Source organism: Aliikangiella sp. G2MR2-5, from assembly GCF_015687155.1.
Classification (GTDB): domain Bacteria; phylum Pseudomonadota; class Gammaproteobacteria; order Enterobacterales; family Kangiellaceae; genus Aliikangiella.
Window position 1 is genome coordinate 679,670 of record NZ_JADPQF010000002.1, and the last position, 23,511, is coordinate 703,180.

Annotated in this window: 12 protein-coding genes and 1 riboswitch; of the genes, 5 read left to right on the plus strand and 7 right to left on the minus strand. The window is 42.0% G+C overall.

Translation table 11 applies throughout. The annotated features are described in order from the left end of the window. Positions 1–5: 5 nt before the first annotated feature. The 4 genes from IYN84_RS10285 to IYN84_RS10300 all read right to left on the minus strand — a co-directional run bounded on the left by IYN84_RS10285 (position 6) and on the right by IYN84_RS10300 (position 7,875). The gene (locus IYN84_RS10285) at positions 6–839 is read right to left on the minus strand and encodes an SIMPL domain-containing protein (RefSeq protein WP_196139108.1); all 834 of its coding nucleotides are present in this window, start codon (positions 837–839) and stop codon (positions 6–8) included. A 156-nt stretch (positions 840–995) separates the two neighbouring features. Beyond that, positions 996–3,470: a S9 family peptidase gene (locus IYN84_RS10290; protein WP_196139109.1), complete on the minus strand. Its 2,475-nt coding sequence runs from the start codon at positions 3,468–3,470 to the stop codon at positions 996–998. Positions 3,471–3,520: 50 nt separating this feature from the next. Continuing rightward, positions 3,521–6,601 (minus strand): efflux RND transporter permease subunit, encoded by a 3,081-nt coding sequence (locus IYN84_RS10295; RefSeq protein WP_196139110.1) that lies wholly within the window; start codon positions 6,599–6,601, stop codon positions 3,521–3,523. Positions 6,602–6,792: 191 nt separating this feature from the next. After that, the gene (locus IYN84_RS10300; protein WP_196139111.1) at positions 6,793–7,875 is read right to left on the minus strand and encodes an efflux RND transporter periplasmic adaptor subunit; all 1,083 of its coding nucleotides are present in this window, start codon (positions 7,873–7,875) and stop codon (positions 6,793–6,795) included. Between the two features lie 336 nt (positions 7,876–8,211). Then, a riboswitch (cobalamin riboswitch) is annotated at positions 8,212–8,479 on the plus strand. Positions 8,480–8,638: 159 nt separating this feature from the next. Between IYN84_RS10300 and IYN84_RS10305 the strand changes: the two genes are divergently transcribed. Further along, a complete protein-coding gene (locus IYN84_RS10305) occupies positions 8,639–11,416 on the plus strand; it encodes a ribonucleoside-diphosphate reductase subunit alpha (protein WP_196139112.1) in 2,778 nt (925 codons plus the stop codon). Positions 11,417–11,427: 11 nt separating this feature from the next. Beyond that, positions 11,428–12,564, plus strand: coding sequence for a ribonucleotide-diphosphate reductase subunit beta (locus tag IYN84_RS10310; RefSeq protein WP_196139113.1), 1,137 nt, complete (start codon positions 11,428–11,430; stop codon positions 12,562–12,564). A gap of 79 nt (positions 12,565–12,643) precedes the next feature. Here the strand turns inward: IYN84_RS10310 and IYN84_RS10315 are convergent, their stop codons facing one another. Next, entirely contained in the window at positions 12,644–13,531 is an 888-nt protein-coding gene (locus tag IYN84_RS10315) for a DUF4382 domain-containing protein (RefSeq protein ID WP_196139114.1), read from the minus strand. A gap of 189 nt (positions 13,532–13,720) precedes the next feature. Further along, a complete protein-coding gene (polA, locus tag IYN84_RS10320) occupies positions 13,721–16,513 on the minus strand; it encodes a DNA polymerase I (protein ID WP_196139115.1) in 2,793 nt (930 codons plus the stop codon). A 513-nt stretch (positions 16,514–17,026) separates the two neighbouring features. On the opposite strand from polA, the gene IYN84_RS10325 reads away from it, so the two are divergent. The 3 genes from IYN84_RS10325 (at position 17,027) to IYN84_RS21175 (ending at position 20,227) form a co-directional block, all read left to right on the plus strand. Next, entirely contained in the window at positions 17,027–17,590 is a 564-nt protein-coding gene (locus IYN84_RS10325) for a TRAP transporter small permease subunit (protein WP_196139116.1), read from the plus strand. Further along, positions 17,591–18,949: a TRAP transporter large permease subunit gene (locus tag IYN84_RS10330; RefSeq protein ID WP_196139117.1), complete on the plus strand. Its 1,359-nt coding sequence runs from the start codon at positions 17,591–17,593 to the stop codon at positions 18,947–18,949. 342 nt (positions 18,950–19,291) lie between these two features. Next, positions 19,292–20,227, plus strand: a complete 936-nt coding sequence (locus tag IYN84_RS21175; protein ID WP_256435605.1) for a methyl-accepting chemotaxis protein — start codon at positions 19,292–19,294, stop codon at positions 20,225–20,227. A gap of 42 nt (positions 20,228–20,269) precedes the next feature. Here IYN84_RS21175 and IYN84_RS10340 read toward each other — a convergent pair whose 3' ends face one another. Continuing rightward, complete coding sequence (locus tag IYN84_RS10340) at positions 20,270–23,452, minus strand: PAS domain-containing protein (RefSeq protein WP_196139118.1); 3,183 nt, start codon at positions 23,450–23,452, stop codon at positions 20,270–20,272. Positions 23,453–23,511: the final 59 nt, after the last annotated feature.

A 23,511-nucleotide genomic window follows, 5' to 3' on the forward strand; every position in this document is an offset into this window, starting at 1 on the left:
AAACCTTATTGGTCTAGTACCTCATAGATCACGGAAATATTCATTCGATATTCGACTTCATCGAATCCGGTAGATAAGGTTTTTTCTGAGTGGCTATCAGAGATTTCAATTTCATATTGACTTTCTTTGAGTGTCCGAGAGCCGATCGTACTCTTCTTCTGGCGGTACTCTTTCGCGCCAAAGGACGCACCATACTGGATATTCGGAGCGTGAAAACCTATTGCTTTTAACTTGATACCCAGAATATCCTGATAGTCTTTTTTTTGCTCGCTAATTCTACGCAAAACTTTCTGTTTAATAATCCTTTGAAATTGCTCTCTTTCTGTATGCTTAAATTCAGCACCTGCAAAGAACACATCATCACTGCTGTCAGCAAGCTTTGCGAGAGCTTGTAACTGATTTTCGTTAAATATGTTAATTTGTACTCGATTAGAAACCTCAAAACTATTGGGGGCGTCACCAAACCAACCGTATTGAGGAGAAGAAGAAAATCTTGCATTATTGATATTGCTAGCACTCACCCCCGCTGCGTGAAGCGCTTTATATATTACATCTCTAATTTTCCGGTTTTCTTGTAGTGCAGATGTCATGGTTTTACCTTCCGTAGTAACAATCAAGCTAACTATCGCTTTGTCCGTAAAAGCTTTTTCTACCACTGTATCACTGATGGTCACAGTATTCTTAAGCGGATGAAGAAAACTTTTTAAATCTTCAGGACTTCCTTTTAATTGTGGCGATGCTTTTATAGAAAAACTCAAACAGGAGAGAATAAAAAATAACCTTGATGACTTTAGAATTTTTAGGTAAAAATGGGAAATTTCAGAATTGAAGTTCGTCACTATCGATATCCTTTATTAAACTGAACGAGTGAATCACTCTATACTATCGATAAACAGGCAAGCGCTTTGTTAATTTATTGTAAACTTATAAAATTCATATTGTGTTCTCATAAAAAAAGGAAGCTAACAGCTTCCTCTTTTGCAAAATTTTCAGCCTTACTTTTCAGGATAGAGCGAGTACCACCAGTCAGGTTCCTGCTTTAGCTTAAAATCAAAATAGGCCAATATTGATTTCCACCAACGAATGCGATGTGAGCGCTTGTTAATATGGTGATCATCCCCCTGAAACTCAATAAGCTCTACATCTTTCTCCAAAAGCTTAAGCGCTGTATACATCTGGTGACTCTCGCCTACTGGAACATTAGTATCAGCATCACCGTGTAACAACAACAAAGGTGTTGTTACTTTATCCGCATTAAAAACCGGGCTTTGCTCGGTATAAAGCTCAGCGTTATTCCACGGAAAACTATTTTTGCTCGCAACGCCTGAGTATGCGTAACCCCACCATCCATATCCCCAATATGAAGTCAGGTTACTAATGCCAGCATGAGAAATAGAAGCTGAAAAAATATCGGTTTTAGTCGCTAGATACATAGTCATAAATCCACCGTAGGAAGCTCCCATATTACCGACACGCTTTTCATCGACAAATTGGTGCGCGGCCAAAAACGCATTTGTAGATTCGATAATATCGTTGGCTGTTTGCTTTCCCCAGGCATTAACATGTTTGGCAGAAAAATCCTGTCCATAACCGGTCGTGCCTGATGGCTGTAATACATAAACCACATACCCATGGTTAGCCCAAAGACTAAAAGGCCAGCGCCCGGTAAAAGATCGAGACACAGGCGATGTACCTCCGTAATAATACACGATTGCGGGGTATTTCTTGTTTTCCTCAAAGGTAGTGGGTAGATATATACGACCGTCAATTTTATTGCCGGATTTTGTCGTATAATCCCAATCTTTTAGATGCGGAAATTTGTTATTTGCAAACTCAGTTTTAGCTGAGTCAAATAGAGTACGTTGCTTTGACTTACCCACTCGATATAGCATCATTTTTTGTGGTGCAGTCGCACTACTTCCCTTATAGACAATTGTTGCACGCGACTCATTGGAAACACTAAAACTCTCCACCACTTCGACTTGCGTCTTAATTTTTTTAAATTTCTTCGAGCTAAAACTATAAAGATAAAGCTGCTTTTTATCTTGCACACCTGCAAGCAGCAGCAAATCACCATTTTTAAGAACTTCAAACTGTCCGATAGAAGGGTCAAAATTTTTGGACAGAGCTTCTATTTCTCCTTTCGAATTTCTTAGATATAACTGCCCGTCGTAGTTGTTAGCAGTTTTGCCATTTTCCAGGGCAGAGCCCAAGCCATTACTTTCGTTGGCTAACAGGTCTGGTCCGGCAGAAAAGATTATTCCCATAGAATGGTACCGAGCGTTATTAAACGTTCGAAACTCACCCAGTTGACTCTCCTTTCCAGTTTCAATATCGAGCTCTAACAACTGTGTCAACTGATGAGGTGCTTTCTTATAGTCAACAGGTTCACGCGAAACTAATAATTTGCCCTTCTCCTGCTCATGATCAAGTAAAGCGGTAGACAAACGATTATTAGTCACTTGCTTGACATATCCTGATTCGACGTCCATCAAGTAGATCTGGCTGTTGCCGCGCCAGTAACTCCAACGATCCTCAAGCGCTCGATAGCGCTTGGTAAATTCATGTGGTTTCTTTTCTGGTTTTTGCCAGGAAAGAAGCAACGACTTGTTATCATTCCACTCCACAGCCCGAATATCTTTTAGTCCGGTCGCAATTTCTTTCAGTAACAATGTTTCAACTGAAAGGCTATAAATAGCATCCTTATCCACAAATGCCAAAAATTGACCATCGGGAGACCACCTGGCAGAACTGGGAACGCTACCTTGCCAGCGATAGACTAATTGCCGCTTATCCAGATCATATATTTCAGAAACAACCTCTCGCTTATCTTTTGTTTCTTCCGAGTATTTTGCCTTGCTCCATAAAACTCTTTTGCCATCAGGAGAAAGATTTAACGCCATAACCGATTCTGCATCAAAAAACTGTTGCATTGATACTCGAGTTTTCTCACTATCTCGATTAAAAATCAGTTTTGAATCTTTATTATCAGGATTCCAGTCGACTTTAAATTGCTTCCAGTCCTTAACACCTTCGACTAAAAGTAATACTCGGTAATCGCCATTAACTAATTCCAGCTTGAACTTATTATTGCCCTTGATTTGAGTACCATTTAAGTAAAGAGAAGAGTTGTTAGCGCCTTCAATTATTAACGTTCCTTTAGCAAATTTTGAGGTTGACATACCAAAGCGGACCAGTCGAGATTGTGATGAAGATTCGACTTCATCAAGATCAATCCATTCTTTTTTCTGATTAAATATTTCAACATCAGATCGCTGTTCAAGCGCCAGATTAACTTGGCGAACAAGGTTATCAGTGATTAAATCTTTAAAGTTGTTATCTGAAAGTTGAATCGAAGTTCCCGAATCAAATGCGTCCAGAATTCGAATATAACGACCATCCACGGGTTCGGCACTAACCAGAGAAGTTGCTAGCAATAGAGAAGCAATACAGGTAAAACGTTTTTTCATTTCTATTCCCAAATATTTTTGTCTTGTTATCTTTTGTTTGTTTTCAACTTTTATCTGTTTTTCGTCAACAAGGTTTTATCTGACATAATCTGATTTTCATTGGTCTTGCCAAACTGAAGAAGGCTCGGTAAAAAGATTAATGTAAAAATAGTACTAACACTCATACCGCCAACAATGACCGCCGCGATACCTCGATAAAGCTCTGCTCCCGCTCCAGGAACTAATAACAAAGGCAACATGCCACAGATACTTGTCAGTGTACTCATTAAAATAGGCCGCAGCCTCAAACGTACGGCCTGTCGAACGGCTTCACGACGGGATAAGCCTTCACTTTCACCAATACGTGTTTGGTAAACCAGCAGGATGGCATTATTAACGACCAATCCCAACAAAATAATAAAACCGATCATCGTCAGAAGATCGAGTGGTTGAAAAATAATTTCATTGGTAATTCCCAGCATACCAAATCCGCCGATGGTCGCCAGAGGGATAGTTAAAACCACAAGCAAGCTATCTTTGAAAGATCGAAATAGCGCGGACATCAACAAGTAAAGAATAGCCAACGCAAGAATAAAACTCTGGCTCATATTAGCCAACGCTTGAGTTAATGCTTCAGCACTGCCGCGATAGGCAATGCTTCCATTGTCAGTCAGACTCGATAGAATGGCCGGCTCAGCTTTTTCCTGAATCAACTCAATGGCTTCTTCAAGACTAAGATTATCAGGAGGTGTCACCTGCAAAGTTATGGTTCGTTTGCGATCCACCCGGCGAATTGAACTTGGACCGGCCGTGCGCACTATGTCTACCAGCTCTCCTACCGGTTGCACGCCAGCTTGCGGAGTAAAAAGAGGAATAGCAGCCAATTCCTCTGGCGATTCCCAGTCTGTAGAACGAAGAAAAACATTCAATCGCTTTTGACCATTAAAGAATTCACCAACATACAGACCGGTACCCAATGCTCTTGATAAAGCTGCGACCTGTTGTCGTGTCCAGCCAGCCTCAGCGACTCGTCTTTCGTTGGGAACCATTCTTAGCTCAGGCTCAGCTAGCGTTAATCCAGGGGTCGGTTGAATACTGGCTCCAGGTAAAGCCTGACTGATCAACCCGTAACCAACACGTGCGGCCTGTAGAATTTCCTCAACCTGATTGCCCTGAATATCTACATCTATTCGTCGTCCTCCTCCGAGGTTTTCAAATAGTTGAGCTTGCGATGCAAAAGCCATGGTATCAGGAAATCCGCGCAGTAAATCACTATTAACTATGCCAACCACCTTTTGAATATCATTCGGATCCTCTGCTCTGCCCCCCATAAAACCAAAGTTACCAAAAAAGCCCATCCAGGTATGACGAATTTTAGGTTCTTTTTCGCCTTGTAAATAAGGCATAAGACGCCGATTGATTTCATCACTCATTTCAAAACGTGCTGCGAGATAGCTTTGTCCCGGCGGAGGCATTATAAAAGCTCGAAATTGATTTTGATTACCTTTGGGCAGGTAATCTACTTTGGGAAATAGTAACCAACTCCCAATAAATGATGCCGCCATTAGCCCGAGAACCCAGCTATAACGCTTGGCGGGCGTCGAAGTAATTTTCATTATGCCGTCAGTGATCCCTTGCCACCAATGTTCATGTGGATCTTCTTCGTTTACTTTCGTCAGTAATTTTCGTGCTGCCGTCGGTAAAACAGTTACCGCGATCAAAAGAGAGGCAATAATGGCGACGGCAATGGTGATTGCCAAATCTGCAAAAAGCTGACCTGAAACTTCTTCCAGAAAGGCGATGGGCAAAAAAATCGCCACGGTAGTAGCCGTTGAGGCAAGCAATGCCCCCCAAACCTGTGCTGCACCTTTAAAGGATGCATCGTGTGGTGTTTCACCGTTTTCTCGTAATCGAACGATATTTTCCAGCACGACGATAGCAGCATCGAGAACCATTCCCACCGCAAACGCTAGTCCCGCCATGGAAATAATATTGAGCGTACGACCGCTGGCATACATCACGATTAGAGTGACAATTATTGAAATAGGAATGGCTACTGCGACAATTAAAGTTGCACGGAACTTTCTCAAGAACCACCAAAGAACAGCAATCGCCAAAAATATCCCGAGCATCAAATTATTTTTTACCAAGCTCATGGAACGATCAATATAAATCGATTGATCATACATCTGAAATAAACGCAATTTCTCTCGTTTGAGTACGCCAGCATTTAATTCTTCAACCGCCGCTTTAAGGTTTTGCATAACCTCTACCACATTAACACCCTGTTCAGCCTGGGCATTCATTGCGATGGCAGGCTCGCCATCCAGCGTTAAAATCCCGGTTCTATCCTGGTGACGTAGCTCCACTATCGCTACATCTCGCAACAACACTGGCTGGCCATCTCTCCAATCGAGCACCATTTGCTGTAACTCTTCAACGCCGTACTTTCCGGAAAAACGCAAGGTATATTTGCGTCGTCCAACTTCATTAAAACCACCGGAAGAGTCTGTGTTATTGCTCAATGTTGCAGCAAGTGCAGGAATATTTAAGCCCAGCGCAGCGGCTTTATATGGATTGAAAGTAATCCGCAATTCAGATTGCAAACCACCAAAGGCATTGGTTTGAGAAATACCTTCTACCCGTTCAAGCCTAGTTTGCACTGCTTCTTCTACAAAATCCTGATAACTGGCAATATCTCTTTCATTCCCTTCCGCGGGCTTTAATGCAAACCACGCGATTGCGTTAAAAACACTGGCACCACCAACCGCAATTACCGGCTCACTCGCATCAGCAGGGTAGCTGGGAACCTGATTAAGTGCATTCATTACATCGATTAATGCGCGTTCCAGATTAACTCCTGTTTTATAGCGCAAGGTAATTTGCCCGTTCGCCTGACTCGAAGTTGATTCTAACGAAACTAGTCCTTGAAGCCCTTTGAGAACATCTTCCTGACGCTCGATAATTTCTGACTCCATTTCTTCAGGAGCAGCGCCGCGCCAGCTGGTCGCAATCTGGATCATCGGTTGGCTAACATCTGGAGTTAGTTGAACAGGGAGTTTAAATAAACTGATAACGCCGAACAAACCTGCCAGTAAAATCGCTACGATAACTGCAGTGGGGTTTTTGAGTGAAGCCGAAGTGAGCGTCATATAAAGTTCCGAATAATTTTTTAGTATCTATTTCTTGCGGTGTATCGACTTACGGCAGTCTATCGATTTGTAGCAATCAATTTATTCAAGACAGGCACACTACTTGAACTATACCTTGCGAAAAATACTTCAATATCGTTAATTGTTTAAAGCTTAAAAGTGACAAATTTTCTTTTGAGTAGCTGTCTATACTAGTCTGTCGCCGCACCTGAGATCAGGTTCCTGTTATCCGGCTTTATTAACACAGGCTGGCCACTACGCAATCTTTCGGCGCCTCGTATAATTATTTTGTCGCCAGCCTCAACCTTACCAATTACCTGAATCCATGCACCGGCTCCGATTCCAAGTTCAACCTGAATTTGTTCCGCCAGACTTTGCTCGTTAACTTTAAAAATACTGGTGCCTTCTCTGCGTAATACAAGAGCATCTCTTGGTACCGCCAGCACTTCCCGCTGCTCGCCACTGGCAACTCCCGCTTTTATACTCAAACCGACAGGCCAGTTAATCGAGGACATATCCAGTCTAACTTCCATCAGATGAGAACGACTATCCGCAATTGGAACCAGTGTTTTGATTGGAACCGTTGCCTTACCCAGCGCAGATTCAACATTAAGTGTTTGACTACGGGTCAAAAATTGGTAGGCGGTTAGCGGTGCATAAACAGAAGCCTCCAGGTTAGCAGTTTCTACAAGACGAATTATTGGTGTTCCTGAATTTACCATTTCCCCCTGACTACTCAGGCGCTGTGCTACGATGCCCGAAAAAGGCGCTTTAACTTGAGAATCAGCCAACTGCTGCTCTACCTGTGCGAGCCTTGCTCTTGCAGCAGCCAGATCTCCTTTCGCAACATCTCGATCAGAAACTGTTTCATCCAGATCTGTTTTGGCAGATAGGTTTCTCTTTGCAAGCGCAGATTTTCTGTTAACCTCCGACTCTAGATAACTTAGTCGTGAAATTGCATTCTCAACATTGGCGCTGGCTTCGCGTCGCTGAATTTTTAGTCGCGTGTCATCAATTTTTGCGATCACCTGTCCCTGCTCGACCAATTCACCTAACTCAGCCAGATCAACCAGACGACCATTAACCTCTGCAGCAATTTGTGAGTTATTTCGGCTAACTACACTACCCGAGACCCAGGCAACGGGGGCGAGTAATTTCATTTGCGCCTTCTCAACATTAACACTCGCAGGCGGCATTTGTTGTGCTTTAACTTGTTGAGATAACAAGAGGAACACAACAAAAAAACTTGAAAGACTGTGAAAGTTAATTTTCATGATTGCTGAACTCTGCATTATTAGTGTGTGATATCACCCCTCTCATCGAAATAATGATAAAACACAGACTACTAGTTTTTACGAGATTTTGTGCGGCCGAAAAGTATTTTAAACAGTGTACAAGATTGTTACAAATGCCAATCTGTTACCATTGATTAATAATATACAAGGTCAATCAAGAAACAGCCTTCTTGATTCTTATCGATTAGCATGACTGATAGTTTAGCTTCTCAACAAGAAATAGTTCTATCAGTATTCTATACCATTTAGCGCGGCTTAATGTCTTAACCTCCTGCTCATAAAGCAAATACTGATTGCCTGGAAGTATTTTACTATATATAGTAGTCAAACTTTGGTTCAGCTACCATAGATTGATTTACTTCAGTCTGAGAAATGTTGCTAAGAGGGAATCTGGTGAGAATCCAGAACTGACGCGCAGCGGTAAGAGAGAACGAAAGCGATACCAACTTCGAGAAAATCTGAATTTGTCGAACAACCAATGCACTGCCCTGACAGGGGTGGGAAGCAATCGCTCTAGGCGTTAATCCTCTATGGATTAACCTGCTCTTAAGTCCGAAGACCTGCCAGAGAAATTTCATAATAGCCAACGGCGATTATGGATCGGCACCTTCGCGATTTAAGGTTATGTTCGAGTCACAATACCATCAAAATTCCGCTTCATTGGAAGTTAGGAGTTTGTTGATGGTGTTACCTCCTTCTCCTTGATCTGCGAAGTGGAAACTTTCATTTTGAGATAGAGAAAATGGTAACCACTTCATATTCAGTACCCGATATTTTTACCGCATCCTTGCATGTCATTAAACGCAACGGTCAAGCGGTAAGCTTTGAAGCAAACAAAATATTCGATGCCATTAGCAAGGCCATACTTGCTGTCGAAGGAGACGCTGCTAGTGGCTCGTTGCGAATTCAGCAAATAGCCCACACCATTACCGATGATTTACTGCAACGTTTTCACCGTCAGTTTCCCCAGGGAGGAAAAATATTTATCGAGGATATTCAAGATCAAGTAGAACTGGGATTAATGCGACTAGGTCACCAAAAAGTTGCCCACGCATATGTTTTGTACCGCGAAGAACACGCCAAACAACGTCGTCAGGAAAAGCTTGTTGCTGATGATGCCAGCGGAATCATAACTTTGGATCCTCACGGAAAGGATACTTTCTTTAGCTACGCAGAGCTAAGCAGGCGCATTCATTCTGCATGTACCGGTTTTGATTCGGTTGTCCCCGAGTCGATTATTGAACAATGTAAACACAGTTTATATCAGGGAATGCAGCTGGAAGATATTGATACCGCATTGTTAATGACAGTTCGTCCTATGGTTGAACAAGAACCCAACTATGCTTTCGTCTGTGCCCAACTCTTGTTGAAAAAACTGCAACGCCAAGTCTCCCATTTTCTGGAACTGTCCGTTGAAGATAAAAACTTCTATATTAATGCTTTTGAAAAAACTATAGCGCAGGGAATTCGCCTTAAATTACTCGATGAACGTCTGGCCAGGTTCGACTTGCCCGTGCTAGCGAAAACAATCAAACCTGAACGTGACCGCCAGTTTAACTATCTGGGGTTGCAAACGCTTTTTGATCGTTACTTCCTGCAGCATAAGGAAAAACGCATCGAAATGCCGCAGATCTTTTTTATGCGGGTCGCCATGGGCTTGTCTTTACTAGAGGATAATCCGACCGAGCGAGCAATCGAGTTCTACCATCTGATCTCCAGTTTTGATTACATGTGTTCAACTCCGACTCTGTTTAATTCAGGAACCTTGCGTCCACAATTGTCCAGTTGTTATTTAACCACGGTTGATGATGATCTGGCTGCCATTTATCAATCCATTGCTGACAATGCACAACTTTCAAAATGGGCCGGAGGCCTTGGTAACGACTGGACCAGAGTGAGGGGGCTGGGGGCTCGAATAGAGGGCACCAAAGGAAAATCACAAGGTGTCATTCCATTTTTAAAGGTTGTTAATGATACTGCTGTTGCCGTTAACCAGGGCGGCAAGCGAAAAGGCGCAGTGTGTGCTTATCTTGAGTCCTGGCATATCGACATTGAAGATTTTCTGGAGCTGAGAAAAAATACCGGCGATGAAAGACGTCGTACCCATGATATGAACTCGGCCAGCTGGATACCGGATCTTTTTATGAAACGCGTCATCACTGATCAGGAATGGACTCTTTTTTCTCCACATGATGTTTCCGACCTTCATGATATCTACGGTAAAGCTTTTGAGGAACGTTATCTGGCATACGAAGAAAAAATTCAAACTGGAGAAATCAAACTCTTTAAAAAAATACCAGCTAAGCAACTATGGCAAAAAATGCTTTCCATGCTGTACGAAACGGGTCATCCCTGGATTACTTTTAAAGACCCGTGCAATATTCGCTCTCCGCAACAACACTGTGGTGTGGTTCATTCCTCGAATCTGTGTACGGAAATTACTTTAAATACAAATGAAAATGAGATCGCCGTTTGTAACCTTGGTTCGGTAAACCTGGCACGACATATAAAGAATGGACAAATCGATCAGGAACATTTGCAGAAAACAATATCGACTGCAATCAGATTGCTTGACAATGTGATCGATTTGAATTTTTACCCTGTAGAAAAAGCAAAAACATCTAATTTAAAACACCGCCCTATTGGTTTGGGCCTAATGGGATTCCAGGATGTTTTATATCAACTACGAATGCCCTATGCCAGTGTCGATGCAGTTCAATTTGCCGATCATTCGATGGAGCTTATTTCTTTCTATGCGATTGAAGCCTCTATCAACCTGGCCAAAGAACGCGGCCACTATCCCAGCTTTAAGAACTCTCTGTGGGACAAGGGACAATTACCGATTGACTCATTAAAAACATTACAAAAAGAACGTGGTGAAGATTTTTGTAGCTTTGATTTCATCTCCCAACTCAACTGGGAGTCGATCCGGCAACAGCTCAAACAATTCGGAATTCGCAATTCCAATATCATGGCGATAGCACCCACCGCAACAATCTCCAACATAGTAGGAGTTTCCCAATCAATCGAGCCCACCTACCAGAACCTCTACGTCAAATCTAATCTCTCCGGCGAGTTTATGGTGATCAACCAGGCTTTGGTCAATGAGCTAAAAGCATTAGGGCTTTGGGATCAGGTGATGATCAATGACCTAAAATATTTTGATGGTTCAGTTCAACCGATCGAGCGCATCCCCGAGTATATTAAAGCGGTCTACGCCACTGCTTTTGAAATGGATTCGCGCTGGTTGGTGGAGGCCGCCAGTCGTCGACAAAAATGGCTGGATCAGGCGCAAAGTCTTAACCTTTATCTGGCGGAACCTTCCGGCAAGACACTCGACAACCTATACAAAATGGCCTGGTCGCGCGGATTGAAAACGACCTATTACTTGCGTTCTCTGGGCGCAACCAAAGTCGAAAAAGTCACTGTCGCTGAAAAAGATAAAACTAAAACCCAGATTTCCGACGAAGCACCTAAAGTCTGCTCAATTCTGGAACCTGAATGTGAAGCCTGTCAGTAGGAGAAAAATAAATGAATCAACTGAACTGGGATAATCCCCTGAAAGTAGCGATCGAACCATTAAAAATGGAAAAAGCTGAAGCTAAAATTAAAAAAAATAAAAGCGCTTCACAAATTCAAATTAAAGCAGAGGTGCTATCAGCCTTAAAACCGGTTAATGCTGATGACAAACGGATAGTCAATGGCTCAGCCGATATCAATCAGCTCGCACCTTTCAAATATCCCTGGGCCTGGAATTACTTCCTCAATGCGAACAAAAACCACTGGACGCCATTAGATGTAAACATGACTCAGGATGTACAGGATTATCATCACAAATTATCCAGGGCGGAAAAACACCTTTACGATAATGTGCTCTCCTATCTGACCACCTCGGATATTCTTGCCATGCGCAATATTGGACTGGCAGTGATGGAGAAAATGAGCGCGCCTGAATTGCAAATATATCAAGCTCGTCAAGTTTACGAAGAGTCACTACATACATGGACTTATCAGCATTGTATCGAGACTATTGGACTCACGCAGTCTGAAATCTATAACCGCTATCGGGTGGTTCCGCAAATCCATGCAAAAATAAAAATGGCAAATCGTCGTCTCGACGCCATCATGCGTAGTGATCTGGATCTTAATAAACGAGATAATCTGGAACAATTTATCGAGTCCTACCTGTTTTTTGCCGCTGTATTTGAAGGCTGCTGGTTCTATAACGGATTTAGCCCGATTTTTTCGTTACAACGACGAGGCTTAATGAAAGGAACTGGTGAACAACTTCAATATATTATGCGTGACGAAGTGATGCATATATCCTTCGGAATCAAAGTAGTTAAAAATATTCTGCAAGAAGAAAATATCCGACTCGATGAAAACAGGGTGCAACTTATGTGGCAGGAAGCAGAAGCAGTTGAATCGGCCTATGCCGAATATTTATTACCCGAGCCGGTTCTCGGCTATTCAGCAAAAAATCATAACGAGCAGTTTCGTTTTCTGGCGAACCGTCGTGCTAAATCCGTGGGATTGAGCGAACCATTTCCCGGTGCACAGTGTTCACTCAGCTGGTTGGATGAACAATCAAACTTGCGCAAGGAAAAGAATTTTTTTGAAACCCGTGTAACTGAATATCAAACAGGAAGCGCACTCAACTGGGATTAACCACACTTAAAGTCAATTAGTCCAAATAAAAGCCCGCGTGAAAGCGGGCTTTTGACTAACACTTTAAACAACTTTTTAACTATTCAAAATTTAACTCAGTCGTTTGATCCACGGTAACTGTTACGTTGCTTGCTGCAATCGAAGTCCAGTCATCATCGCTTTGAGGATCGTCCAGATCAGCATCACAAGTCACTGCAACTGTGTAATCACCTGCCAGCAGGAAACTTAATGTATAATTGTAGCGGTCATTATTTGCGTCATATTCGGGCATGGCAGAAGTAATTGGTGGAGTCGCACTACCTTCATCATCAGCAGTTACATCAGCGCCACTGTATGCATAAACGGCAAGCCCATCTTCACAGGAAGCATCCTCAACTACTGATGGCGCTATAAAGCCACTTATCTCACCTACTTCGGTATTATCAAGAATACGAAGACTTGGTCTAAGCATATAATCCTGGCCTTCCGCCGCAGGCTTATGAACAGATTTGCGTAAGTCAAAATCTATGGTGAAATTAGCCGTTGCTCCAGCAGCAATAGTAAAGCCACTATTTAACTTCAAGCCGGTATTCGAACCGCTTGGTATATAAAGAGAGTGAGTGCTACCGTCTTCAAAACTGATATAAGAATCAATTTCTCCCTGATCAGCATCGACAACCAGACGAATCCAGTTATATTCACCGGCATCCAATGTCGTATTTTGCAACAGAGGCGCCGTTTCACCATTTTGTAAAGCAAACAAATCAATGGTTTTCGGCTCATCAAAATTAATGATGGTACTACCACCATTCTGTGGTTTGATCTCTACTCCATTAAAAGTGACCACAACTTCAGTAGCACCATCAATCGGTGCATCGGTAACGGATAAGGCTAAAGTACCTGTCTGGTCTGAATCGCTTCCACCACAAGCAACCAGAGAAACTCCGAGCGCCAGTGCGATTGCTGCAGATGTTATTTTTAATTTCATGGATACACCTCTCCTACTACTTTTTTTCATTTATTGAAATTACTCTACTTTCCAATAGTAATAATCTGCGGCCCCAGGCGGCCGAGTTGCATTTATTATAACGCTGCCTTGAAAAGAAAAAATAGAACGGTATCTCATTAAGTTGGTATTTTTTATCACCATCAGTCTCTGGTCCCTTTTTAAGGTTTGTCAGTGAGCCTGCTCCCAGTTATCACCAACGCCTACATCCACTATCAGCGGTACACTCAGTTCAACCGCACTTGACATTAACTCTCTGATTTTATTGGAGTATTCAACTACATTACTTTCTGCAACTTCAAACACCAGTTCATCGTGTACTTGCATAGTCATATAACAGTCCGGCTTTTCCTTCTCTAACCAGTCCTGTACCTGAAGCATCGCCAGCTTAATAATATCAGCTGCACTTCCCTGCATTGGTGCATTAATTGCTGTCCTTTCAGCAGCCTGGCGAAGCATGCCGTTAGAAGCATTAATCTGCGGTAAGTACAGGCGCCGACCAAATAAGGTTTCAACAAAACCCAGCTCTTTCGCTTTCGCTTTAGTGGAGTCCATATACTCACTCACCCCCGGATAACGGGAAAAATAAGTATCGATATAATGTGCTGCTTCTTCGTTAGGGATACCCAGCTGTTTAGCCAGGCCAAAACGCGACATTCCATATATCAATCCAAAATTAACAGCTTTAGCGTGTCGCCTTTGTTCGTCACTAACAGCATCAGTAGTAACACCGAATACCTCTGCCGCAGTCGCTCGATGGATATCCAGATTCTCTGAAAAAGCTTGCAGCAAGTTAGGATCTTGTGACAAATGCGCCATGATTCGAAGCTCTATTTGCGAATAGTCCGCCGCTAACACTTTATAGCCCTGTGGCGCGATAAATGCCTCGCGAATCCTTCTCCCTTCCTCTGTTTTTACTGGAATATTTTGCAAGTTTGGCTCATTGGAGGAAAGTCTTCCTGTCGCTGCCACAGCCTGGTTATAAGATGTGTGTAAGCGACCGCTCCGCGGTTGAACCATCAGGGGCAACTTGTCGGTATAAGTTGATTTGAGTTTGGTCAACCCACGATATTCCATGATGACTTTGGGTAATGGATAGTCCAGCGCCAGTTGAACTAAGACTTCTTCTGCGGTAGACGGTTGTTTTTTAGGGGTCTTTTTCAGTACAGGCAAACCTTGCTTTTCAAATAGAATTTCCTGAAGCTGTTTAGGTGAGCCTAGATTAAATGGCTGACCGGCAAGTTCGTAGGCTTTTTGTTCAAGCTCAAGTATTCGCTTGCCAAAATCGTTACTTTTCTGACGTAAAAAATCACTATCAATCAGAACGCCGCGCTGTTCCATAGCCGATAGCACTTTGACCAATGGCATTTCGACTTCGGTAAATATGTTTTTCGGTCCCTCATCTTTTTCAAGCTCTGGCCAGATAGCAGAGTGAAGCTGGAGAGTCACATCGGCATCTTCGGCGGCATATTTGGCGGCGACTTCAATTTCGATCTGATCAAACGTCACCTGCTTTTTCCCTTTGCCGGCGATGTCTTCATAGTGAACACATTCATGATTCAGGTATTTCTTGGCCAGGGTATCCATATCGTGGCGATTAGCAACGCTGTTCAGGCAGTAGGATTCGAGCATAGTATCGAAGGCGACACCTTTTAGCTCAATCCCGGCAGCAGCCAGAATGCTCTGATCATATTTGATATTCTGTCCTATCTTCTTTATCTCAGAGTTTTCAAGCACCGGCTTGAGTCGCTCGATAGCCTGTTCAAAATTAATCTGCTCCGGAGCACCGGGATAATTATGCCGCAGAGGCAAATACGCAGCGACACCTGGCTCGGTCGCAAAGGAAATACCGACCAGATCGGCTGCAATAATATTGAGACTGGTGGTTTCAGTATCCAGAGCAAATAACTCGGCTTGATTGAGCTTTTCTATCCAGCCTTCAAGCTGTGCCAGGGTTAGTATCGTTTCGTAATTGGAAGTATCCACCTGACTCTCGACTGACTCATCTTCAGCGGATTCACCACTTGGAACCAGGCCACCTTCCGCCTGACTTGCCAGTACAGGTTTACCAGCCTGAGCCTCTTTTAGCCAGGTTCTAAATTGATACTCGGAAAAAAGCGATTCAAGCTGTGCTCGATCTGGTTCACCGACTTTTAGGTCGGATAGGTCAAAGTCGAGTGACACATCCAGTTTGATTGTCGCTAGTTCGTAAGAAAGATCGGCTTCAGCCTGATGCGGTAAAAGCTTCTTTTGAGCTAAAGTTTTAGCGCCTCTGAAATCAAGAGTTGCAACCTTGTCCAGGTTCGCATAGATATCTTTGATACTACCTAGACCGTTAAGCAAAGCCAGCGCTGTTTTCTTGCCTACACCCGCAACACCAGGAATGTTATCCACGCTATCTCCCATCAATGCCAAGAAGTCGATGATTAAATCAGGCGGAATTCCAAACTTTTCTTTAACCCCTTCGACATCCAGATATTCATTCTTCATGGTATTAATCAGGCTCACGTGCTCATTAACTAGCTGAGCCATATCCTTGTCTCCGGTAGAAATGATGGTTTCTCGACCGGCTTCAGTAGCAATTCTCGCCAAAGTTCCAATAACATCATCAGCCTCAACTCCTTCGATAGATATCAACGGGAGTCCCATGGCTTTAATAATCTGGTGGAGCGGTTCAATTTGACAACGCAGGTCATCTGGCATCGGCGGCCGATGAGCTTTATATTCGGGATACATATCATTCCGAAAAGTCTTACCTTTGGCGTCGAAAACTACTGCGATTTGCTCTGGCGCGTATTGTTTAAACAAGCTCTTCAGCATGTTAACTACGCCATAGATTGCGCCACTTGGTTTTCCTTCAGAGGTTGCCATGTAACGTCCAAGTTTCTCATTGTTGAGAGTGTGATAGGCGCGAAAAAGATAGGAGGATCCGTCAACCAGGATCAAGGGCGTCGTATGCTGCATAGAAATATTTCGTTTTTGTGTTTGGGCGGTTAATTTCGAGGTTGCAATTTTATTAAACTGGTCTGCGTTTTGAATATCATTTGACCGTCACCGACCAACTGGTTATGGTATTCGCCGCCTCGATGATAGCGGCCTATTCTATCCTAGATTCAGATAGCTGCCGAGTCGAATAAGCATTTTGCCAACAAATATTTTGCAGAAAATTAGAACTGTCAAAATGGTTTCACTGGATGTTCCAAGTTAATCCAGTTTTATAAGAAAAAACGCTAACTAGTTAATAAATAAGAACAAATTCTCACCAAACAATAACTGTGGATAACTTGGTGAATAAAGTTGGAGTAATCGGCAAGCACGACCACTCGAAATATCATAAAGAGATTAACTAAAAATCACTCTTTATCTATTAAAAACAATACGATAGGAGGATTTTTTTTTATAATCCCATGGAATAAAGAGGCTGTGGAAAAGTTGTACAACCATGTGAATAACCCCTGCGATAAGGGATAGGAAGAAATGGATAAACAGGAAAACAACAATCTAAACATATTTGAGAAAACCAGTGTGCTATCTGGACGCTTAATCAGCTGGCTAACGATTGGAATGGTAGTATTACTATCAATAAACGTTCTATCCAGCTGGCTGTTTCAATCGAGCTCGATACTGGCCAGCGAAGCTGTTACCTGGATGCATAGCGCTAATTTTTTGTTAGCTGCCGCTTATACCCTGAACAAAGATGAACACGTGCGGGTAGATATTTTCTACGCAAAGATGTCTGAGCGTGGCCAAGCCCTGATCAATTTACTCGGTACACTTCTTTTACTTTTACCGGTGACAACTTTTATTATTTGGGCCAGCTGGTCTTATGTCGCAATGAGCTGGAAAATTGGTGAGGTATCAGCTGAAGCAGGCGGAATGCCGGCTCTTTACCTTCTAAAAAGCCTGTTAATAGTGATGCCTGTTTTGTTAATTATCGAAGCTGTAAATCAGCTGATTAAAAATTTTGCAAGACTTACCAATGGAGCGACAACTTCTCCAAATAACTCACAACAGAATAGCTGTGACAAGGAGGGGAACTAGATGGAAATTTTAGCGCTGTTAATGTTTATCTGCGTCTGTGTGGTGTTGCTGGCGGGTTATCCGGTTGCGTTTTCTCTTGCAGGAACTGCACTGGTGTTTGCATTTGCAGGGGTTGCCCTGGGCGAAATACACCCGGCAATACTCAAGTCCGCATTTAGTCGTCTATATGGAATTATGCAAAACCCGACTCTAATTGCCGTTCCTCTATTCGTCTTTATGGGAGTCATGCTTGAAAAAGCCAAAATTGCGGAAAAGCTATTGACCGGAATGACTGGACTATTTGCGTCTGCTCCCGGAGGTCTGGCAATATCAGTGGTTATTGTTGGCGCGCTCCTGGCAGCAAGTACCGGTATTGTTGGCGCCACTGTAGTAACAATGGGGCTGCTTTCACTACCGGTCATGTTAAAAAACGGCTACGCGACTCCACTATCCACCGGCGTTATTTGCGCATCGGGAACCCTTGGACAGATTATTCCACCATCGATTGTTCTGGTTTTACTCGGTGATGTAATTGCCAGTGCAAATCGAGATGCAGGAATTGGCGCAGAACCAGTTTCGGTTGGGGATTTATTTGCCGGAGCCATGCTTCCAGGCGTCGTACTGGTTTTACTTTATGTTATCTATATTCTTGTATACGCGAAGGTAAAACCTGAACAGGCACCATCTCTTGAAATATCCAGCGAGGTTGAGAGTAAAAATGCGCCCTTCCAATGGAGTTCTCTATTACCGCCTTTAATTCTGATTTTACTCGTATTGGGTTCCATTCTTGGCGGCGTCGCCACCCCCAGTGAAGCAGCAGCGCTCGGCGCAATTGGAGCTACCTTGTTGGCGATATTTTACCGCGAATTCTCATTTAACCGTCTCAGGGAAGTCGCCCGCTCAACCACAAAAACTTCCAGTATGGTTTTTATGATTCTGATAGGCGCATCGATCTTTTCATTAGTATTTCGTGCTTTCGGTGGGGATGACGCTATTCGTGACCTTTTGAACAACCTTCCTGGAGGATTAGCAGGAGCTATGATACTAGTCATGTTGGCGATGTTCTTACTTGGCTTCATACTGGACTTTATAGAAATAGTTTTTGTAGTTGTTCCTTTAACTGCACCAGCATTGCTCGCCATGGGGGCAGACCCTGTATGGCTGGGAATTATGATTGCAATTAATTTGCAAACCTCATTCTTAACCCCGCCGTTTGGTTTTGCACTTTTTTATCTACGTGGCGTAACACCTGAGTCAGTCGCAACCAGCCAGATATACCGAGGTGTGCTTCCTTTTATTCTAATACAAGTTTTCATGCTAATTATTCTGGCCATCTGGCCTTCACTGATCACCTGGCTACCATCTCAAATATACGGATAATAGATAAAAATTAAAGTTTACAGCGAGAAAGTAGACTCTTTCTCGCATTTTTTTCTTTTTACTACTATTAGTTAAGCTGTAAGAGTCCCTCTAATGGTGAATCGTGTCATGGATGATCAGAAAAGCAACGAATACTTTTATTACTACGCCAGTATGGTGCTTTTGATTGTCGCCACACTTTTAGTCATTGTTGAAAAAAACTGGCTAGCAATTGCCACCATTACGATTTCGGTAATACTTCTAATATTGATGCGTCCGTTTAGAGCGCCATTACAATCAACTACACTTGAGAAAAATGAAGAAGTTCCGCCACCTAGTGGCGACAGCCAGCTCAGTCAGGCTATGTGTGAACTATTGCCCATCTGGGAGTCACACATAGATGCTGCAATAAAACAATCTACCGATGCGATTAACAATCTTGCCAGTCAATTTTCCGGTATTACAAAAGATATTGCTCTGGCCGTTGATATCACTAGTTCAAGTTCAGATAAAAATAAGCGATTTTCATCAATATCCTCGGTAAGAGAATCTTCAGAACTGATTCGAAACGAACTCGAAAGCTTAAAAGATACTCTGCTGGAAATATCCAAAGTAGAAAAAACTGCGTTAGATGAAATTAACAAACTGTCCTCTTTTATGGCCGAACTAACCAAAATGGCAGGGGAAGTTGAGGCACTGGCAGAACAAACCAACCTGTTAGCTTTAAATGCAGCAATAGAGGCTGCACGCGCCGGCGATCAAGGACGAGGCTTTGCAGTTGTCGCAGATGAAGTCAGAAACCTGGCCAACCAGTCAAAAAATACGGGCGAAAATATTCGTAAGAAAATTGATATTATCGGAGGCTCTGTCGATTCAATACTAGAGGCAGCTAGTGCCTCCGCCAGCGTTGAAACAGAGATGGCAGAAAAGGCTGGAGAAGTAATTCATGAGGTTATTTCACAACATAAGTTCACTGCTTATACACTCGCAGAATCAGATAAACTCCTGGTCAACATGGGCCTACAGGTGCAAAATGAAATATCTAAAGTTATCGTCGAGCTTCAATTCCAGGATCAGATTTCTCAACAATTAAGAAGTGTAGAATCAAGCATTGTAGAAGCTAAAAACATTTTACTAAAAGCAGCTAAACTAGAAGAAAGCGAGCGTCAAAAAGAATTTGAAAATTTTAAGATTAATATTAAAGAACATAGTTTCGAAGTTGGCTCTAAAAAATTAGAAACAACTCAGTTCAACAACCAAAAGTCAAACAAAATCTCTCATAAAATTGAACTTTTCTAGTTACAATTTCAATACAAACCAGCCTGGTTTACTTATATTATTCTATCCCATTGTTTGTCGAATGACTTCATAAAAATGCTCGATTTCTATAGGCTTAGAAAGATAATCCTTAAAACCTAAATCTTTTGCTTTTTCAATATCATGTTTCATCGCGTTAGCGCTAATAGCTATTATTGGAATATCTCGAGTACCTGGCTCAGCACTTAACCGTGAAAATACTTCATACCCGTCTATATCAGGCAGACAAATATCTAACAAAATTAGCGACGGCTTAAGTGATTTTGCAATCTTAATCCCTTCTATACCACTCGGGCTGTTAATTAGAGTCACATTTTGCAACCGGTCAATTAATCTGGTAACCAGCTTAGCATTAGCTCTGTTGTCTTCGATATAAAGAATCAGATTTACGTCATTTCGAGCTTTTCGTTCAGAAACAACTGCCTCTTCTTCATCGATTGTTTCCTGTTTAGTATTCTCATTATTTTTCAACTCAGCTGGTTTCAAAAGTAATGTAAAGCAACTACCTTTCCCTAACTCACTATCCACCAGAATTTTTCCAGCCATTGAATCAACAATTCTTTTACATATTGTCAATCCAATACCAGCACCTTCTATTTCGCTATTCTTTGCTCCTAGCCGCTCAAACGGATTAAAGATATGCTGAAAATCTTCTGATGCAATTCCACGTCCCGAATCTTTTACAGAAATCATTCGCCAGCCTTCGCTATAGTCTCCACAATTTATTGTAACCTTGCCGCCATGATGATTATATTTAATCGCATTGCTAAGCAGGTTAAGTATCACTTGTTTTAGGCGAAGTCTATCCGCAATTACCCAATTATCCTCTTGTTTGACGAACTCAATTTCGATATTTTTTTTCTTTGCTTCACTAGCAGCTATCCTCATGCAGTCTTGAATAAGAACTGTTGTTTCAATATTTTCTAGTCCTACATCTAACTTGCCCGATTCAATTTTGGAGAGATCCAGGACTTCATTAATTAGATCTAATAAATGCCTTGATGCTTTGCTAATTTCCAACACCGATTCCATTTGATCTTCCGATAGCGTCGAATCATATTCAAGCAGTTGTGAAAATCCCAGTATCGCATTCATCGGAGTTCTCAATTCATGCGACATACGAGACAGAAATTCTGACTTGGCACTATTGGCCTGCTCAGCATCATCCTTGGCCTTTAAGACTTCGAACTCAGCGAGTTTATATAACGTAATATCCTGTATAGTTCCTACCGCGCTAATTAATTCACCTTTCTGGTTACAATTATATTCTACAACTTCTCTGATATGTCTAAGTTTACCTACGGCATTAATAATTCGATACTCGCTTAACACACCCCCACTACGAATCGCATCTTTTTGCTGTTTAACAACATCATCCTTATCACTTGTATGAATAAAAGAGAGTAGAGAGTCTGGCCGAGGAATAAATCTGTCTTTATCCAACGCCAATATGCGGAAAAGTTCTTCGGACCAGTAAACACTCTGCTCTCCATAATTAACCGACCAGCTTCCTATATGAGCTAGTCTCTGCGCTTTTTCCAACTCTCTCTTATTTTTTTTCAGTCGAATTTCAAATATCTTTTTATCGTTAATATCCTGAACTACGCCAAGCATTTGAAGAGGCTTTCCATTGTGATCTCTAGTTATCGCGCCCTTTTCGGAAAGCCAATACACCTTTCCGTCAGGCCAGACAACTCGATGTTCAATATTGTAAGGTTTATTTTCATTGATACATTCTTCAACTGAATTAATTACAAACTGACGATCATCTGGATGAACGGCTTCCAGAAAATTTTCATACGTTGTCTCAAGTTCACCTTTTTTATACCCAAAGAGAGCCGGTACCTGTTCAGTCCAATATAATTCGTTAGTCTGCAGGTTAAGATCCCATGTACCGAAATTTGCGTAATTTTGGCTACGCCTGAAACGCTCATTTTGCGACTCTATTAAAGCTCTTGCCTGTTTGTTTTCAGTAATATCCAATATAATTCCATCGATACCAATCAACGTTCCTGAACTATCAAACAGAGAGCGTTTTTGATCTCTTATCCAACGCCACTCGCCGTTTTTATGTAAGATCCTGTAATCCTGTGCGACATGTTCTTCCTGCTGGGAAAGTTTGTGATTGACTTGCTCTACACTCAGACGATCATCAGGATGTATTAATGCATGCCAGTTTTTTAACTCGTTACATATTTCATGCTCATTATGACCACAAATAAGTTCAATATTAACAAAGTAGTCAAAACCTCCGTGCATACCAATGCGATAGATCATTCCAGGCAGATTTGAAATTATCGAACCCAGTTTTTCATTGCTTTTATCAAGCGCATTTTCGGCATTCCATCTCTCCACTTCTGATGCAATGACTTCACTTCGCACTTTAAGAATATCGGAAATGTATTCTCTTCTGGTAAAAGTTTGTTCATCTAGTACACCAATAAAACCGAGTACTTCACCATTTTGTCCAATAAGAGTTTCAGTAGCCAAAGCCTTGAAACCATTTTTAATTTCCAAGATAGAATCCGGAAGTTCTTTCGCTAAATCATTTCCGATAAATATTGATTTATTTTGTGAGATCCAGTGACAACCGGCATCTGTAAATAAGTCGGTCGCATTAACTACTATATTGTCAGAATAGAAAAATGAGTGATAACTGGTTTTGCTTTCCTTCTTTTTAAAAACCACAATAAAGCCAACCGAAACATTAAACGCCTCCTGCAGAGCTCTAGCAAGTTTTTCATAATATTTTTCAAATCCTCTAAAAATATGGCTACTGACTTCTGCAAAGATTTCATTGATACGCTTCCGCTGAACCAGCTGTGTTACATCAGTTCGGATGGATAGATAAAATTGTTTCTTTTGATTTTCATCGAAAACTCGACAAATAGTCGACTCGACCCAGTAGAGATTACTATCTTTTGCACGATTACAAATAACACCTTGCCAGACATTTCCCTTCGATATTGTTAGCCACATATCACGATAAAAATCATTGGAGTGCCAACCAGATTTCAAAATACGATGATTTTGACCGATTAGTTCATTTTCTTTATATCCACTTATTTCGCAAAATTTTTTATTGACATAAATGATTGTCCCTCGAATATCGGTTAAAGTAATAATCGCGTGGCGATTCATCCCTTTGAAAAATTCATCGAAATTGACAGGAATAGAATACAGTTTTTCTTGATCGGGTGTATGCATGCGTACTTAAAAGATATTTAATTTTCACCTGAAAGAACGGCGGATAACGTCACTACTCT